The organism is Dehalobacter sp. TeCB1 (assembly GCF_001707455.1).
GTDB classification, from domain to species: Bacteria; Bacillota; Desulfitobacteriia; order Desulfitobacteriales; family Syntrophobotulaceae; genus Dehalobacter; species Dehalobacter restrictus.
The window spans coordinates 1-16781 of record NZ_MCHF01000048.1; the positions used below are offsets into that span (position 1 = coordinate 1).

Below are 16781 nucleotides of genomic sequence, written 5' to 3' on the forward strand. Positions count from 1 at the left end.
AATAGTGTAATTTGTTCGCGGTTTATTCCGTTTTTATATGGCATAATTATTCCCCTTATGATTCGGTTTCCTTACTTAATTATACCATATTTATCCATTATTCTCTACGTTTTTACACAGCCTGTGGAGGGCGCTATCTGCCGCAAGCGGAATTGTGACACCCAGACCAACCCTAGATACTTATTCCATTCGTCTCCAACCGAATAACATTGTAGATTTTATCCAGCTTGCTGTAGGAGTTCAGGGATTGGATGGCCTGACGGAGCTGTCCTTCCCGGCAGGGGTGGGTCACCAGTGCAATTTCGGCGCTTTTATCCGGCCGCGGTTTCTGGATGATGGAATGAAAGCTAATACCAGCTTCAGCAAAGAATAACGCCAGTGTTGCAAAGACTTTTGGCTCGTCTTTAACTTTAAGCCGGATGTAATAAGCGGTTGTAAAATCATCCGTTGAGATGATCGGATAGTTGCGGTAACAGCCGCAATTCAGGAGTCCTTCGGATCCGGCGGACATATTGCGTACAATCTGGATAATGTCGGCTACAACGGAACTGCCTGTCGGCAAGGCTCCGGCGCCTTTCCCGTAAAACATGGTTTCTCCGACAGCATCACCGGTGACATAAATCGCGTTGTACACACCGCTGATATTGGCCAGCGGATGTTTTTTGGAAATCAGGGCGGGATGCACCCTGACTTCGATCCCTTCTTCCTGATTTTTGGCAATGGCCAGCAGCTTAATCACGCAGCCGAGCTCATCGGCATAGTGGATATCTTCCGGAGAAACGTTGGAAATTCCTTCGGCATAAACATCGTTAAACGTCACGCGCGTATTAAAAGCCAGGGAAGAAAGAATCGCAAGTTTGCGGGCGGCATCAAGCCCTTCTACGTCGGAGACCGGATCTGCTTCAGCATAGCCGAGCTCTTGGGCTTCTTTCAGGACATCGGCAAAATTGCGTCCCTGTTCGGTCATAGCAGACAAAATATAATTGGTCGTACCGTTAATAATCCCAAGCAGTGAGGAGATCCGGTTGGCGGTCAGGGATTGCCTTAAGGCAGCGATAATCGGGATACCGCCAGCGACACTGGCTTCAAAGTACAAATCTCGACCGTTCTTTTTCGCAGCCTCAAGCAGTTCTTCTCCATTTTGAGCTAAAAGATCTTTATTGGCGGTAACGACATTTTTGCCGTTTGCCATTGCGGTCAGGATAAGCGTGCGGGCTGGCTCGATACCGCCCATTACTTCGACAACAATGTCAATTTCCGGATCATCCGTGATCTCCCTGGGATCGTCTGTCAAAATAATGCCGCGGCAATCCGGCCGAGGTTTATGGATATCATGGACTAAAGCCTTTTTTATAGTTATATCAGCATTGGTACGGGTACTGATGTCATACCGGTTATTTTCCAGTATGGCGGCTGTACCTGATCCGACAGTTCCAAAACCCAGTAAACCAATTACAATTTTCTTCATAAATAGTTCCTCCCTATCCCCTCTGAATGAACAAGTGTTTCTGTACAGTGGACATTATACCAAGCTATCCTGGAATTGGCAAGGATATTTTTGATCGGCCCACTGCAGGATGAAAAGTATACTCCAAATATATTGACACAGTTAACTGTATCATATACACTTAGATAAAATAATTATATGTGCTATAACACATCGTTGACGAGATAATGATGGTTCAGAAAGTCCGTAGAGTTTTTCTCATATATGAATATGCACGTTAGGAAGTGTATCAATTAGACTCCCTGTTTTTTTTTATTAAGGTATATTTTACATGTTGATTGTGTTTCGTTACAATATAGATAGTGTTGAAATCAAAATTGAGTTTCGGAAAGGAGTATTCACATGATTATCTATTGCGATGGTAAATTTGTTGACAGCCAGGAGGCGAAAATTTCTGTATTTGATCATGGCTTTCTTTATGGAGATGGTGTATTTGAAGGGATCCGAGCCTATAATGGCCGGGTATTCAAATTAAAGGAACATATTGACAGACTGTATGAGTCAGCCAATGCAATTCTGTTAAACGTCGAGATAAGCCGTCGGGAAATGATGGATATCGTCGTGGAAACCGTAAGAAAAAATAACCTTACAGATGCTTATATTCGTCTGATCATTTCCAGAGGGGTCGGAGATATGGGCTTAGACCCAAGGAAATGCGCTAAATCGGAGATTATCTGCATTGCAGGCAATATCTCCCTGTACCCGCCAAGCATGTATGAAAACGGGATGGAAATTATTACGGCTGCAACTCGCAGGACCAGTTCGGATGCGTTAAGCCCGAGAATCAAATCCCTGAACTATTTGAACAATATTATGGCCAAGATTGAAGCCAATAGGGCAAGTCTGATGGAAGCATTGATGTTGAATCAGGAAGGGTATGTCAGTGAAGCCACCGGTGACAACATTTTCATTATCAAAGACGGAATTATAACCACACCTCCAGTTTATGCCGGGATTTTAAAAGGCGTCACCCGTGATTCGGTCATCGATTTAGCCCGCCAGGAAGGGATCACCGTTCAAGAAGAGCTGTTTCATCTGATTGATGTCTACAGTGCCGATGAGTGCTTCCTGACCGGTACGGCGGCTGAGCTGATTCCGATTATTATGCTGGATTCCAGAAAGATCGGGGACGGCAAACCAGGACCCGTATTTAAAAAGCTGCTGGCTAAATTCCACGAATATGTCAAAACAGAGGGAGAGCCTATCTAATACTGTACATTTCAGCGCGGACAAGTTATAGCTATAACACTGACAAAGCGTTATTTTTCTTCCTTACGATAGATTAAAGACCAAACGATAGATTAAAGACCAAAGACCGAAAATTTTTCCGGAAAGGAAGCGATCCCATGAACAGTGATGCAGTAAAAGTCGGAATTGACAGGGCACCTCACCGTTCTCTATTTAAAGCTCTCGGACTTACCGACCGGGAAATCAATAAACCCTTGATCGGTATCGTCAACTCCTTTAATGAATTTGTGCCCGGGCATATGCATCTGCGTCAAATTGCCGAAGCAGTTAAAGCCGGAGTCAGAGAAAACGGCGGCACGCCGCTCGAATTTTCGACGATTGGTGTCTGTGACGGCATTGCCATGGGACACGTTGGAATGCATTTTTCCCTGGCGAGCAGGGAGTTGATTACCGACTCCATTGAGATTATGGCCAGAGCGCATGCTGTCGATGCCCTGGTTTTTATTCCGAGCTGTGACAAAATCGTCCCAGGAATGCTGATGGCTGCGATGCGGCTGAATCTGCCGTCCATCGTCGTGAGCGGCGGGCCGATGCTGCCGGGCCGTCACGAGGGGAAAAATGTTGATTTTATTACCGTCTACGAAGGCGTTGGCAAAGTCTATAGCGGCCAGGAAAGCCAGGAGTGGCTTCAGGGCCTCGAACAGAATGCGTGCCCAACCTGTGGTTCCTGTGCCGGGATGTTTACGGCAAACTCCATGAACTGCCTGACAGAGGTCATCGGCATGGCCTTGCCCGGCAATGGTACGATACCGGCCGTCTATTCCGAGAGAATACGCTTGGCCAAAGAAACCGGCTATCAGGTTATGAACCTGCTGCGGGACAATATCCGGCCGCGTGATATCGTAACGAGCACTTCAATCAGGAACGGCGTTGCCGCCGATATGGCGTTGGGGTGTTCAACCAATACCATCCTTCATCTGCCTGCGATTGCGTTTGAAGGAGAAATAGAATTTGACCTGGCCGAGATCAATGCGATCAGTGACCGGACCCCTCAGATTTGCAAACTGAGTCCGGCGGTGAACGGGCATTATCTCGTCGAAGTCAATGAAGCAGGCGGGATCAGTGCCGTTTTGAAGAGCTTGCTGGATGCCGGTTTGATTGATGGTTCCGGGATGACAGTTTCCGGCAGTACCATGGCGGAAAGACTAAGCAGCGCGGTTGTCAAAAATCCGAGTGTGATTCGGCCGCTAACTGATCCGTACTCTGCCAAAGGCGGACTCTGTGTCCTGTTTGGTAACCTGGCGCCGGAAGGAGCCGTGATCAAAGTAGGTGCGCTGGCGAACAGAGATATTGTCTTCGAGGGCGCGGCCAAGGTCTACGACGGAGAAGACCTGGCGGCGGAAGCGATCCGCAGCGGCGTGATCAAAGAAGGCGATGTCGTGATTATCCGCTATGAAGGACCGAAGGGCGGGCCTGGTATGCGAGAGATGCTCGGACCAACAGCAACCCTAGCGGGAATGGGCCTTGATTCTTCCGTGGCACTGTTGACGGACGGACGTTTTTCCGGAGGCAGCCGCGGACTTTCGATCGGGCACATTTCTCCGGAAGCAGCGCTCGGCGGGGAGATTGCGTTCGTAGAGAACGGCGATATGGTTCGGATTGATTTAGAAAAACGGACCATTGACTGGCTTCTGCCCGAATCTGAAAAAGCAGAAAGAAGAAACAGCTTTGACCCCAAAAAAGGGTTGGAGAAAGTGTATAAAGTAGCAGGCCGGACAGGATATCTGGGACGTTACGTCCAATTTGCCCAGTCGGCCAATAAAGGAGCAGCTTTCCGGACAGTCAAGGAGGAATGAATGAATGGATAAGTCCAAAGAAGACGCCTTAATAGCCAGAGACCCTGAAATTACCTGGGAAGACGAAGAAAGTCTTGCTTTGGATAATTATAATGGCGCCAAAGCGCTGCTCGATGTACTGGACCAGGAGGGGGTAGAGCTGATCTTCGGGTATCCCGGCGGATCTTTGCTAGCACTGTATGATGCGCTTCTGGACAGCTCGATCCGTCATATCCTGCCAAGACATGAGCAGAGTGCTGTTCATGCCGCCGATGCCTACGCACGGGTCAGTGGCAAGGTGGGTGTCTGTCTGGCTACCTCAGGTCCGGGAGCCGCCAATATGGTCACGGGAATTGCAAATGCGTATATGGATTCCATCCCGCTTGTGATCTTAACCGGTCAGGTATCGACCCATCTGTTGGGGACAGATTCTTTTCAGGAAGTTGACATTACGGGGATCACGATGCCGATAACGAAGCATTCCTATCTGGTTAAAGATGCTAGGGATATCCCGCGTATTGTGAAAGAAGCGTTTTATATTGCGAGTACAGGCCGCCCGGGTCCGGTCCTGATCGATCTGCCGAAGAATATTATGGCAGCAGAGGTCAATGAGCCTTATCCGTCCAAAGTGGCGCTGAAAAGCTATAAATTTTTTACCAAGGGAAATCCCGGTCAGATTTCTGAAGCAGCCAGAGCACTGGCCCAAAGCAAAAAACCGGTTGTTTATGCCGGGGGAGGCGTCATAACCTCCGGAGCCGGCAAGATTCTTCAGGAAGTACTCGAAAAAACCAATCTTCCTGTGGTCACGACCCTGATGGGCATTGGCAGTGTCCCATCCAAACATCCGAATCATTTAGGGATGGTCGGAATGCATGGGACCATTACTGCCAATCTTGCCGTAGATGCGTGTGATTTACTGATTGCGATCGGTGTCCGCTTTGACGACAGGGTCACGAGCGGGCTGAAGCACCGTTTTGCCACGAAGGCGAAAGTCATTCATATTGACATCGATCCTGCCGAGATCGGCAAAGTCATCCGGGCACATATCCCGATTGTCGGAGATGCCAGACTTGTCCTGGAAGAGTTCCTTACCAAAATCAATCCGCCGGCCATTCAGGATTGGTGGAACGAACTCAGGAGCTGGCAAAAGGAATACCCGTTAAGCTATGAGCAGGATGGCCGCCTCAATCCGCAGACGATTTTGGAAGCGATGGGGAAAATCAGCGGGGAAGAAGCGATCGTGGTAACAGATGTCGGACAGCACCAAATGTGGGCGGCTCAATTCTGTCCGATTAATCAAGAAAGACATTTTATTACCAGTGCGGGTCTGGGAACGATGGGTTTTGGTCTTCCGGCTGTGATCGGCGCCCAGTTTGCGAAACCGGACAGTCTGGTCTTTCTGGTTACCGGAGACGGTTCTTTACAAATGAGCATCCATGAGCTCGCCACTGCGGTCCAATATCACCTTCCCGTAAAAATAGTCCTGATGAATAACGGGGTTTTAGGCATGGTTAGGCAGATGCAAAAAATGCTCTTTAACGAGCGTTTCAGCCAAATCCAGCTGGATGCCAATCCCGATTTTGTAAAGCTTGCCGACGCCTACGGGATCAAAGGGCGCAGAGTCGAGCAGGCCGATCAAGTTGAAGACGCCTTGAAGGAAGCTGTTGCAACGCCCGGACCGTTTTTGCTGGATTTCACGATCTCACCGGATGAAGTTGTACTTCCTTTTGTTCCTGCCGGTCAGGGAATTACCGAGATACTGGAGGGGAAGGAATAATGCTGCATACACTCGCAGTAATGGTTGAAAATGATCCGGGGGTCCTGGCAAGGGTATCAGGCCTGTTTTCCCGGCGGGGCTACAATATCTACAGCCTGACGGTATGTCAGACTGAAAATCCGGACCTTTCCATGATGACGATCGTGGTCGAGGGTGACAGCCAGGTCATTGAACAGGTCACCAAGCAGCTGCATAAATTGGTTGTCGTCCATAAGGTGACCAATCTGAGCCAGGAGTCCGTGGTGAACAGGGAGCTGGCCCTGATCCGGGTCAAGGTTAAATCGGATACCCGGCTCGAAGTACTCCAAACGGTAGACATCTTCAGGGGCAGAGTCGTTGATATGGGCAAAAATAACCTAACGATCGAGCTTACCGGGGATGAAGATAAGATCGATGCGTTTGTCAGAACGATGCGATCTTACGGCATTCTCGAACTTGTCAGAACCGGTAAAATTGTGATTGCCCGATCTGATAATTAATACGGTAAGCGACTGATAGATGCTTTACTAATAAATTTTCACTTAAATAAATAATGAATAAGGAGAGTAAATAACATGGCTAAAATGTATTATGATCAAGATGCTGATATGGGACTGCTGAAAGGAAAAACGATTGCGGTAATGGGTTGGGGAAGCCAGGGTCATGCTCAATCCCAAAACCTTAAAGATTCCGGTTTGAACGTGATTGTGGGCTTGCGTAAAAACAGCCCGAGATGGAAAGAAGCCGAAGAAGCCGGTCTGACGGTGATGACAGTCGCTGAAGCCGCAGCCAAAGCGGACCTGATTCAAATCCTTCTGCCTGATGAGACCCAGAGCAGGATCTACCGGGAAGAAATCGAACCATCGCTCACTGCGGGCAAAGTACTCTGTTTTTCACACGGTTTTAACATTCACTTTGGTCAAATCGTGCCGCCGGCTAATGTCGATGTGATCATGATCGCTCCGAAGAGCCCGGGACATCTGGTGCGCCGGACTTACACTGAGGGCGCAGGAACTCCGGGACTGATCGCCGTCTATCAGGATGCTACCGGTAATGCGCATCAGATCGGTCTCGCTTATGCCAAAGGGATCGGCTGTACCCGCACAGGGCTGATTGAAACCACGTTTGCTGAAGAGACCGAAACCGATTTATTCGGTGAACAGGCAGTACTTTGCGGCGGTGCGTCCGAATTGGTCCGCGCCGGTTTTGATACACTTGTAGAAGCCGGTTATCAGCCGGAAATCGCTTACTTTGAGTGTCTGCATGAATTGAAATTAATTGTCGACCTGATGTATGAAGGCGGAATCAGCCGGATGCGCTACTCCGTTTCCGATACAGCCCAGTACGGGGATCTGATGGTCGGCAGACGCATCATTACGGAAGAAACCCGCAAGGAAATGAAGAAGGTCCTTTCCGAAATCCAGAATGGGGAGTTTGCCCGCAAATGGCTCTCCGAAAATCAGGTTGGCCGTCCGGTCTTCAATGCCATGACCCGCAGGGATGCCGAACATAAAATTGAAAAAGTCGGTCAGGAACTCCGTTCCATGATGCCGTGGCTGAAGAAGAAATAAAGTCTGCCGAATCCCTATTTTGACTATTTGAGTAGGTTCGCAGGTACAATAATATATTCAAGTAGGTCTGGGGGCCACAGTACCGCTTTCGGCAAATTGAGCCCTCCATGGCTCAAATAGCCGCGCTGCGCAATCCGTGCTTCGCTTGTCGCGGAACTGTGGCCCCCAGACTGATCTTAAGTATGATACAGCAGTTTTTATAAGCTAACTCTTTCCAGAATATAGAATTTAGATGTTTGGTTTTTTAAAAGAATCTGTGTTCTAGAATGTTATACTTGCATGTCGATTCCAACAATGTATTTTTCAGAATAATATAACTAAAATATATTCCAAAGATTAGTCTCCGTAATATATAGCCAGCGTAAGCGGAGCAAGGAGTGCGCAGCGCGGCTTTTTGAGCCAGGAGGGCTCAATTGCCGTAAGCGGCGATATATTACGGAGACCTACCCGGAAAAAATCTTTATGTATAAAATTGATTCGAAGCGCAGGGGGTGGATAGGGTGAGACGGATTGAATTTTTTGACACAACGCTGCGGGACGGGGAACAGTCTCCCGGCGTTGCGCTGAATATGGAGGAGAAGCTGCAGATTGCCCGTCAGCTGGAAAAATTGGGTGTGGATGTTATTGAAGCTGGTTTTCCAATCACTTCTCCGGGCGATTTTGAGGCTGTATCTTTGATCGCCGAAAAAGTCAGGAATACGACCATTGCTGCGCTTGCCAGAGCTGAATCTAAGGATATTGAAAGGGCCTGGGAGGCAATTCATATTGCGGAAAGCCCGCGAATCCATACGTTTATTGCGACATCTCCGATTCATATGCAATACAAGCTCAGAAAAACACCGGATGAGGTGTTGGAACGCGCTGTCTATGGGGTCAAACTGGCAAAATCCAAAGTTAGTGATGTCGAATTCAGTGCTGAAGATGCGTCCCGCAGCGATGTGGATTTTCTGGCCAAGGTATTCTCACTGGTCATTAAGGCCGGAGCTACTGTGATTAACATTCCGGATACCGTCGGGTATGCGATGCCCGCAGAATTTGCTCAGTTCGTCAAGGCGATCATGGACAAAACCGATGGCATTGAAAAAGTCAAAGTCAGCGTCCACTGCCATAATGATCTCGGATTGGCCGTCGCGAATTCCCTGGCTGCAGTCAAGGCAGGTATTCATCAAATTGAATGTGCGGTCAACGGCCTCGGAGAACGGGCCGGGAATGCTGCGCTGGAAGAATTGGCCATGGCGCTGCACACCCGGAAAGACCTTTATGGGGTCGAGACAGGTATCATCACCCGGGAGATTTCCCGGACCAGCAGTCTGGTCAGCAGACTGTCCGGTATGAGGGTCCAGCCGAATAAAGCGATTGTAGGTAAGAACGCTTTTGCGCACGAATCAGGCATTCATCAGGACGGGGTTCTGAAGGAACGTAGTACGTATGAAATTATGTCCCCGGATGCCATCGGACTTGACATGAATACGATTGTCCTCGGCAAACATTCCGGGAGGCATGCGGTCAAACAGTCTCTGGACGACCTGAGCATTGAAGTCAGTGAAGAACGCTTTGAGAAGCTTTTTGAAGACTTCAAAATCCTTGCTGAGAAGAAAAAGATTATCACGGAAGCTGATCTTTATGCGCTTGCTGAAACGCAGGAGGCAGAGGAAACACTGGCCTTAAATTACTGGCAGATTCTAAGCGGAAATAACCTGAAGCCTACGGCAACGATTGGCCTAGAGCTGAAAGATGGGAAAGAGCATCATAATGAGCTGGCGAAAGCGGCTTATGGTGACGGCCCTGTAGCGGCTGCCTATAAGGCAATCGACAAAATTGTCGGGATTGAAGGAAAACTGCAGAATTTCTCGTTACAGGCAATTGACGTCGGCGAGGATTCTCAGGGTGAAGTAACCGTAACGGTTTCGTTCGGTGATCACACTGTTGCCGGCCGGGGTGTCAGTCCGGATATTATCGAGGCCAGCGTCAAGGCCTATGTCCAGGCTGTCAACAGGGCGCTCGGTAAAGGTTGGATCAGCCTGAAGCAAAGATGATAACTGGAGGTAAAACAGGCCGCGATGATGCATGATTGCGGATACTTATTATCTCATCTGCGCGTACGGAATGTTTACGGAGATGAGATAATGTTAAGGAGCACATGAAAAAGGAGGTTGTTGCCCATGGGTATGACGATAAGCGAAAAAATTCTGGCAGCCCATGCCGGAGTAGATAAAGTCGTTCCCGGAGAAATCATCAATGCCAAACTGGATGTGGTCTTATCCAATGATGTTACAGCTCCGGTCGCGATCAAAGAGTTTGAAAAATTAGGAATTGAGAAGGTATTCGACAAAGAAAAAATTGCACTGGTACCTGACCATTTCACCCCGAACAAGGATATTGCCTCCGCGGAACAATGCAAAATCGTTCGCGACTTTGCCCGGAAACATGAGGTTAAACATTACTGGGATACCGGAAGAGTCGGCATCGAACATTGTCTGCTTCCGGAGCAGGGGGTGGTACTTCCCGGTGACCTGATCATTGGCGCCGATTCCCATACCTGCACGTACGGTGCACTCGGTGCGTTTGCGACCGGCGTAGGCAGTACGGATTGCGCGGCCGGGATGGCCACAGGCGAAGCCTGGTTCAGAGTTCCGGAGACCTTGAAATTTGTTTTTCACGGCACAAAGTTCCAGCCGTATGTCGGCGGCAAAGACCTGATTCTATATATCATCGGCAAAATCGGCGTTGACGGTGCCCGCTATAAAGCGATGGAATTTACGGGAAACGGCATCAAAGCACTCTCTATGGACAACAGGCTGACGATGTGCAATATGGCGATCGAGGCTGGCGGCAAGGCCGGGATCATTGAACCGGACGAGATTACGCTGGCGTACGTCAAAGCCAGGGCAAAAAGGGATTATAAAGTTTATCATAGCGACCCGGATGCCGTATACGAGAAGGTTTACGAATTTGACACGGAAGATATTCCGCTGCAGATCGCTTTCCCGCATCTTCCGGAGAACACCAAATCGGTGGAGGAAGCAAAGGGTTTGAAAATAGATCAGGTTGTGATAGGCTCGTGTACGAACGGACGTCTTGAGGATCTCGAAATCACGGCTAAGATTCTGAAAGGGAAGAAGATCCATCCGAATATCCGCTGCCTGATTTTCCCGGGCACCCAGGATATCCTGCTTGAAGCGATGAGCCGCGGCTGGATTCAGACCATGATTGAAGCCGGAGCAGCAGTCAGTACGCCGACCTGCGGGCCATGTCTGGGCGGCCATATGGGGATTCTGGCCAAAGGTGAGCGGGCGCTGTCCACCACAAACAGGAACTTTGTAGGCCGGATGGGTCATCCTGAAAGCGAAGTATACCTGTGCAATCCGGCAGTCGCTGCGGCTTCAGCCATATGCGGACAAATCGTTCATCCGAGGGAGGTCGTTGATAATGGGTAAAGCTTGGAAATTCGGCCATGATATTGACACGGATGTCATCATCCCGGCCCGCTATCTGAACCGCTTTGAACCGGAACATCTCGCCGCCCATTGTATGGAAGATGCGGATGCTTCTTTTGCGGCCAACGTGCAACCCGGAGATATGATGATCGGCGGCAAAAACTTTGGCTGCGGATCTTCCAGGGAACATGCTCCGCTGGCGATTAAAGCTGCCGGTGTCAAAGCCATCATCGCAGAATCCTATGCGCGGATATTTTACCGGAATGCGCTGAACATCGGGATGCCGATTCTGGAGTGCCCGGAAGCTGTCAGAGGCATTGAGGCCGGTGACGAAGTCGAGGTCGATCTCCAGAGCAGCACGATCCAAAACATCAGCAAAGGAACAAGTTTTCAGGCTACTCCCTTTCCGCCATTTATGCAGGAACTGATCAAAGCCGGTGGGCTGGTTCCGTACGTAAAGGAGAAAAGAAAGAATGCCTAAAATTGCCGTATTGCCCGGCGACGGGATTGGAAGAGAGATTATTCCTGAAGCGCTGAAAGTGCTTCAGGCAGCATTAGAAGACTGCCCGGTCAAGTTTGAATTCGATCGTTATTTGATCGGCGGAGCCGCAATTGATGAAGTCGGCAAAGCACTGCCCGCCGAAACACTGGATGCCTGTAAGAAGGCCGACGCGGTGCTTTTAGGTGCGATCGGCGGACCGAAATGGGATACACTGCCGGCCAAGGAAAGACCTGAGCTTGGCGCGCTACTGCCTATCCGCAAAGAACTCGGACTGTATGCCAATATCCGTCCGGTCAAGATGATTCCTTCGCTCATTTCGGCTTCCACCTTAAGGGAAGAAGTTGTCAAGAATGTGGATATGGTTGTGATCCGCGAGCTGACCGGCGGAATCTACTTTGGCGAAAAGGGAAGAAACGAAAACCCAAAGGCCGCTTATGATGTTCTGCTTTATCATGAAGACGAAATCCGCCGGATCATTGAGCTTGGCTTTGAAACTGCCAGAGGCAGACGGAAAAAGCTCTGCTCGGTCGATAAGGCCAATGTGCTCGAGTCTTCTCGTTTCTGGCGGGAGATTGCTGAAGAAGTGGCCAAGGAATATCCGGATGTCGAGCTGATGCATATGTATGTTGACAATGCTGCGATGCAGTTGGTGCGTTATCCGGAACAGTTCGACGTGATTGTCACCGAGAATATGTTCGGGGATATCCTGACCGACCTGGCTTCGATGCTCGGCGGATCGATCGGCATGCTTGCTTCAGCCAGCCTGAGCGGTAAAAAAGGACTATATGAGCCGGCTCATGGCTCCGCGCCGGACATTGCCGGCCAGAATAAGGCAAATCCGCTGGCCACGATCCTTTCGGCGGCGATGATGCTGCGCTATACGTTTGACCTGAATGAAGAAGCCGACAGAATTGAACAGGCAGTTGCTAAAGTGCTGGATCAGGGATGCCGGACGGCTGACCTGGCCAAACCCGGCGATAAAGTGCTTGGGACGAAAGAAATGGGAGACGCAGTGGTGGCCGCGCTGTAAAAATTACCACTTAAATATAAATTGGCTTTAAGTCAAATATTGGGATGGGCCCCTAGACAAAAGGAAAACTTCAAACTGATGATGCTGATAATAGTTTTTAGACTGTTATTAGCATTTTTTTTGACGACATGATGCTATCCGCTTTTCGGCTCTTGTGAGCGACAGTATGTATTACTAAAGCGAAAGAGTTATTGGGTGACCTGGATCCTGGCGCTCTTTTAAACAAAGAGAATAAGGAAGACTAAATCAAAAGACCGTAACGATGGTTGAGTCATTACGGTCTTTTGATTTGACCTCTAGTTGAGGTTGAGATGCAATAATATTATTGCAAGCGGGCTTAATTTGTTCTTTTCAATATTTAGAAGGTAAAGAGAATAAATATAAAGGAAATTGAGGGATAATGTGGAATTATCGTTAAGAAATGGGTCTGAGTTCAGTGATATATAATGTCTGTAATGGTAGTCGACTTTTGATGATTGATTACACTTAAAGTAAGTATTCCCGAACCTAGTTCGGAAACACCACCAAAAAAGAGGTATATACGAACTTAGTTCGGGAATACCGTAGTTATCGGAAAGATGAGGCAAAAGACGCCACGTCCTGTGGCGTCAGCTAGGAAAAGCTTTGTAGTTTAGGGGAATATTATAAGTGAAAATATTAGTTATTAAATTTTATAATTGTGGAGGAGTAATAATATGTTAACAAATTATTATTTGGTTACTACGAAAAACCTAGAAAGTATATTAAATACTATTTTGACCGCAAAGGCGCCAGAACGCTTTACCAACAAGTTTTTATCCGATCTAGGATTTACAAGTAGTAATGATCGACTAATTATAGGAATATTGAAGGCCGTTGGAATGCTTGATGAAAATTCTGCTCCTACACAAAGATATTTTGATTTTTTAGACCAGACACAGTCGAAGAAAGTCTTAGCTGAAGGCATTAAAGAAGCGTATGAGGATTTATTTAATCTTCGTATCGATGCCCAAAATATGACAAATGACGAAGTCAAAAATAAATTAAAGACTCTTACACAAGGTCAGAAGTCAGAAAAAGTTATCAGCATGATGGCAATGACGTTTAAAGCTTTAGGTGAATATGCAGATTGGGAAAAAGCAAAAAATATTACTCCGAAAAGTGAAAAGGAAGTAATAAATGTTAAGGGAAACTCTTCACATGAAAAGACCTCCATTGAAGATCAAAAAAGGCTGGAAGAGACTGTAAATGATCGATCGAAATCCCTTGATTTGCATTATAATATACAGATTCATTTGCCTGAGACTAGAGATATGGCTGTATATGATGCGATCTTCCAAAGCTTAAAAAAGCATTTGATTTAGGGGGATGGTATCAATGGATGACAAGATATATTCGTTTATCATGCGAGGAGAATTGACAAAAGTTGCTTTGGATCAATCTGGAACAGTAAGTAAACATCATTATTCGGAGATTATTCAAAAACAGATTTCTGATAGTTTATCTTTAGATTTGCTTGACGATGAATTTGTTGCAAAAGCTAAGCAAATGGCAACTGTTTATGCTGCAATTGCAGCGTTTGAAAATATGGTGAGAGATTTTGTAGTGAAAATATTAATTGAAAATAAGGGAGAGAACTGGTGGGAAGATGGTGTTTCTCAAGCAATTAGAAAAAAAGCTGAATCTAGAAAATTAGAAGAAGATAAAATCAAATGGCATACTCAAAGAGGAGATAGTTTAATTAATTATACTGAGTTTGGTGACTTAGCATCAATAATGCTTCAAAATATTAATTTATTTGAAGATCATGTAATATCTATTGAATGGGCAAAGCAAATATTCAATACGTTGGAAAGGTCACGTAATGTAATAATGCATAGTGGAGAATTAGGCACTCGTGATATTGAAAGAATTGGGACAAACATAAGAGATTGGATTAGTCAGGTAGGTGCATAAGACCCAGTGCTAAAGGGTGCGACGTCCTGTCGCACTCTGGCTCCGTGGGGCCTCATCCATCCGATAAACAGTGAATTCCCAAAATCTGAGAGGATATGCAATTAATAACCAGACCTCGGGAATTCACGGGACGTTCTACGAAACCACTGGGTCTTAATGGTTTTTGAGAAAGTATTTTTGATTTAAGTAACAAGGTGGTAATGAACCGTGAAGAAATTTACGATTTTCTCATTATTCTTCGTTTCATTGATTCTGTTTTTATCAGCTTGCTCGGCTTTTTCTCCATATTATAGTTCTATGACAGCGATCGAGAATGGCGATGTAGTCGAATCAGAAGGAAAAATTTACAATATCAATAAACTTGATAAGTTTATTGATAGTATTAATAGAGGAGAGAAGACAAAAGTCCAAATCGATAAATACAATACAAAGAATAATCCGGCAATGTACATAATTGAATTTGATGGAAAGCTATTAAGTTATTCATTTGCAAGACCTTCAAATGATGATTCTAAAGATATACTTGCTGAAGTTAACGCCGAGATTGTAAAGGCAAGTAGAGAAGAGAATGAAGATGGCATCAAATATTATCTTATAGACAATAGTGGTTTTAAAACATGTTTTTTTACTGCACCAAAGTGATTTTATATTGTTTGGGCAATTCTTTGCCGTGGCATCGTATAACACAGGATTTCCGCAACTTTGTATAGATGAATGTGGTTGGGAAGCTGCGTAAATCCCTAAACGTTATACGTAATAGGATGCAAAAGCCGCACATCCATGTGCGGAATGGTAGTAGAAGATTTTCGCTTGGAGGTATTAATATGATAAGGATGACTGAAAATCAAATTGAACCAGTTGCTAGGCTTCTGACAGAGTGTTTTATTGATGACCACTTAACTGTTTTACAAATAAAAGGGATAATTAATCAGGAAGAATTTCTTTTAAAGCTCTTCCAGATACAATTAGGTGTTTTTGAAAAAACAAGAGATGTTTATTCATTAGATGACACGTTTAATTCAGTAATAATAGGCTATGAAAAAAAGAAATTAAAATTGTTAAAGCAACTTATACTTAGTATACAGGCAACACAAGAATTAAGGAAACAAGTTGATAAAGAGGATTTTGAATTATATACAAATAACGTTAGAGCTCTTTCTAAAGCTATTAATTTAAACTGGCAAAAACAATTTGTTAAAAAGAACTATTATCATATTAATGTTATTGCTGTTGCCCAAGAAGAACGGGGCAAAGGCAAATTGAGGGCATTGATTACCCCAATTGTTGAGAATTACAAAGAAAAAAGTATTCCAATTATCTTAGAAACAGATAATCCCAATCATATTCCAATGTATGAACATATGGGATTTCAATTGATTAAAACTATGGAAGACAGCCATACCGGACTAAATCAATATTGTTTTATCAAATATCCAAATACTTAAGGATTTCTTGGGAGACGCCATCCATGGCGTCTTTTGAAAAGACTGTATATGAGAATTTTGTTGGTAATTCCGCACCAGGGAGGAATTTGGATGGATCAAATTCGCAACCGGTTGCGAATTTAAAAAGACTGTTGATTGACCGTTTACATTTGTTCAACCGTCAGTAGATTATGTATTTAAAGTGCATCATCAGTAAAGGAGAATGGTATTTATTATGTTACTTTTATCACCGGGATTTTGGGCAGCTATGTTGAGTATTGCAATTATTATGTGGGTAATCAAAATGCTTTGGAGAATTGATAAGAACGTAAAATCTATCGAACATAAATTAAATGAACTCACAACTAAGAAAGATGATTCCTTGTAGAGTCAATATAATATTTACTCTCATACACTACATTCTCATTTTACATGAATATAGTTGTGGGAAAGTTTAAGGGACTCCCATCCACAGGCTGTGTAAAAACGTAGAGAATAATGGATAAATATGGTATAATTAAGTAAGGAAACCGAATCATAAGGGGAATAATTATGCCATATAAAAACGGAATAAACCGCGAACAAATTACACTATT

At 45.8% G+C, this 16781-nt stretch carries 14 protein-coding genes; 13 read left to right on the forward strand and 1 reads right to left on the reverse strand.

Going from position 1 to position 16781, the window contains the following annotated elements; translation table 11 throughout:
- Nucleotides 1-172: 172 nt before the first annotated feature.
- On the reverse strand, nt 173-1468 hold the full coding sequence (locus A7D23_RS11165) for a homoserine dehydrogenase (RefSeq protein ID WP_019226839.1): 1296 nt from the start codon (nt 1466-1468) through the stop codon (nt 173-175).
- Nucleotides 1469-1849: 381 nt separating this feature from the next.
- Here A7D23_RS11165 and ilvE point away from each other — a divergent pair, with 381 nt between their 5' ends.
- The 13 genes from ilvE to A7D23_RS11230 all read left to right on the forward strand — a co-directional run bounded on the left by ilvE (nt 1850) and on the right by A7D23_RS11230 (nt 16206).
- Complete coding sequence (ilvE, locus tag A7D23_RS11170; RefSeq protein ID WP_019226840.1) at nt 1850-2716, forward strand: branched-chain-amino-acid transaminase; 867 nt, start codon at nt 1850-1852, stop codon at nt 2714-2716.
- A gap of 137 nt (nt 2717-2853) precedes the next feature.
- Nucleotides 2854-4551: a dihydroxy-acid dehydratase gene (gene ilvD, locus A7D23_RS11175; RefSeq protein ID WP_019226841.1), complete on the forward strand. Its 1698-nt coding sequence runs from the start codon at nt 2854-2856 to the stop codon at nt 4549-4551.
- A 4-nt stretch (nt 4552-4555) separates the two neighbouring features.
- Nucleotides 4556-6307: a biosynthetic-type acetolactate synthase large subunit gene (gene ilvB, locus A7D23_RS11180; RefSeq protein WP_019226842.1), complete on the forward strand. Its 1752-nt coding sequence runs from the start codon at nt 4556-4558 to the stop codon at nt 6305-6307.
- On the forward strand, nt 6307-6786 hold the full coding sequence (gene ilvN, locus A7D23_RS11185) for an acetolactate synthase small subunit (protein ID WP_019226843.1): 480 nt from the start codon (nt 6307-6309) through the stop codon (nt 6784-6786). Before ilvB ends, ilvN begins: the two co-directional genes overlap by 1 nt.
- 75 nt (nt 6787-6861) lie before the next feature.
- Nucleotides 6862-7857: a ketol-acid reductoisomerase gene (gene ilvC, locus A7D23_RS11190; RefSeq protein WP_019226844.1), complete on the forward strand. Its 996-nt coding sequence runs from the start codon at nt 6862-6864 to the stop codon at nt 7855-7857.
- 500 nt (nt 7858-8357) lie between these two features.
- Entirely contained in the window at nt 8358-9893 is a 1536-nt protein-coding gene (locus A7D23_RS11195; protein ID WP_019226845.1) for a 2-isopropylmalate synthase, read from the forward strand.
- A 126-nt stretch (nt 9894-10019) separates the two neighbouring features.
- The gene (gene leuC, locus A7D23_RS11200; RefSeq protein WP_019226846.1) at nt 10020-11294 is read left to right on the forward strand and encodes a 3-isopropylmalate dehydratase large subunit; all 1275 of its coding nucleotides are present in this window, start codon (nt 10020-10022) and stop codon (nt 11292-11294) included.
- On the forward strand, nt 11287-11775 hold the full coding sequence (locus tag A7D23_RS11205; protein WP_019226847.1) for a 3-isopropylmalate dehydratase small subunit: 489 nt from the start codon (nt 11287-11289) through the stop codon (nt 11773-11775). The genes leuC and A7D23_RS11205 overlap by 8 nt, the downstream gene beginning before the upstream one ends.
- On the forward strand, nt 11768-12826 hold the full coding sequence (gene leuB, locus A7D23_RS11210) for a 3-isopropylmalate dehydrogenase (protein WP_019226848.1): 1059 nt from the start codon (nt 11768-11770) through the stop codon (nt 12824-12826). Before A7D23_RS11205 ends, leuB begins: the two co-directional genes overlap by 8 nt.
- 695 nt (nt 12827-13521) lie before the next feature.
- Complete coding sequence (locus tag A7D23_RS11215; RefSeq protein ID WP_019226849.1) at nt 13522-14169, forward strand: DUF5343 domain-containing protein; 648 nt, start codon at nt 13522-13524, stop codon at nt 14167-14169.
- A 13-nt stretch (nt 14170-14182) separates the two neighbouring features.
- Nucleotides 14183-14761, forward strand: coding sequence for a Swt1 family HEPN domain-containing protein (locus A7D23_RS11220; RefSeq protein ID WP_019226850.1), 579 nt, complete (start codon nt 14183-14185; stop codon nt 14759-14761).
- Nucleotides 14762-14968: 207 nt separating this feature from the next.
- Nucleotides 14969-15403 carry a DUF4362 domain-containing protein gene (locus A7D23_RS11225; protein ID WP_019226851.1) on the forward strand — a complete coding sequence of 145 codons (435 nt, stop codon included), beginning with the start codon at nt 14969-14971 and terminating at the stop codon, nt 15401-15403.
- Between the two features lie 182 nt (nt 15404-15585).
- Nucleotides 15586-16206, forward strand: coding sequence for a GNAT family N-acetyltransferase (locus A7D23_RS11230; protein ID WP_019226852.1), 621 nt, complete (start codon nt 15586-15588; stop codon nt 16204-16206).
- The last annotated feature ends 575 nt before the right edge of the window (nt 16207-16781 follow it).